Origin of the sequence: Pseudoalteromonas sp. Z1A6, assembly GCF_011378745.1 — a bacterium.
GTDB classification, from domain to species: Bacteria; Pseudomonadota; Gammaproteobacteria; order Enterobacterales; family Alteromonadaceae; genus Pseudoalteromonas; species Pseudoalteromonas arctica.
In genome coordinates, this window is the sequence record NZ_WTKW01000619.1 from 1 (window position 1) to 1,168 (window position 1,168).

At 30.1% G+C, this 1,168-nt stretch carries 2 protein-coding genes; both read left to right on the top strand.

Features of this window, described 5'->3' with window-relative positions:
• Positions 1 to 474 (top strand): hypothetical protein (locus GQR46_RS20595; RefSeq protein ID WP_206009724.1); only part of this gene is annotated, 474 nt, incomplete at its 5' end.
• A 9-nt stretch (positions 475 to 483) separates the two neighbouring features.
• Positions 484 to 1,168: glycosyltransferase (locus GQR46_RS19940; protein ID WP_165742263.1), on the top strand; the 685-nt coding region annotated here is incomplete at its 3' end.

Below are 1,168 nucleotides of genomic sequence, written 5' to 3' on the forward strand. Positions count from 1 at the left end.
CTATCTGTATTTCAATATAGTTTTATTAATACTTTTTTTCAGATTGTATTAATGATTATTGATAGTGAAAAAATATTGAGGTATTACAATGATTTTAATTCATATGTAACTACTCCTATTAATGTATTTAATTCGATTAACTTCTTGAATATTATTTTATTGACTTGGGGGGCTTGGAATATTAAGAACCTTCCTGCTGAGTTAAAAAGGTATGGATTTTTTTTCATAAATTGTATGTTAATAGGTTTGATTTTTCTAAATGTGTTTAGGGAGTTATCATCATTTAGTTTTCGGTTTTATGAAATGATGTTTTTTTTCTTGCCGCTTTTTATTGCTATGGTTTATAGATACTCAAGTTTGAATTATAAAGTCATTGCTTTAATTATTTCTATTTCTTATGTTTTTTTATCTTTATATCAAATAACATTTGGGACATCAGTCATAGGTCAGTACGAAACTTTCTTATTTAGTTAGGAGTGTTAGGTGGATTTTTCAGTTAGTGTCGTAATTTCAACTCATAATAGATTGGAGTTATTAAATAGAGCGTTATCCTCTTTAGAAGTTCAAACATTTAAAGATTTTGAAGTTGTCGTTTCTGATGATTGCTCTGATATAGATGTGTATAGTTATTTAGAAAAATATAAAAGTAGTAGTGAGCTTACTATACGTTATCGGCGAAACAGTGAAAATAAAGGAGCTTGCTACACTCGCAACGAAGGAATAAAAATGGCAAAAGGGAAATATATCGCAGGCCTGGATGATGATGATGAGTTTACACCGACAAGATTAGAATCACTTTTAAAAGCATATAATCCTAAGTTGTCTTTTGTTACGTCTAATACAATTGTAGTTAAGAAGTCAGGAAGTTCGAACTTATTTAAATCAGAGAGGCTAATTGATCTAAATGATATGTTATGGGGGAACATAGCTGGTACGCAAATTTTAACAGAAAAAACAAAAATTTTAGAATTAGGTGGGTTTGATGAGAACCTAACATCAGCACAAGATGCAGATATGTGGTTAAGATTAATCGAGCGTTTTGGGCCAGCATTGAGATTAAAAGACCCACTTTACGTTTTACATACCGAGCATGAGCAGGGGCGAATCTCAACATCAAAAAATAAAATAAAAGGGCTTTTACACGCTTATAATAAACATTCTAGTAAAA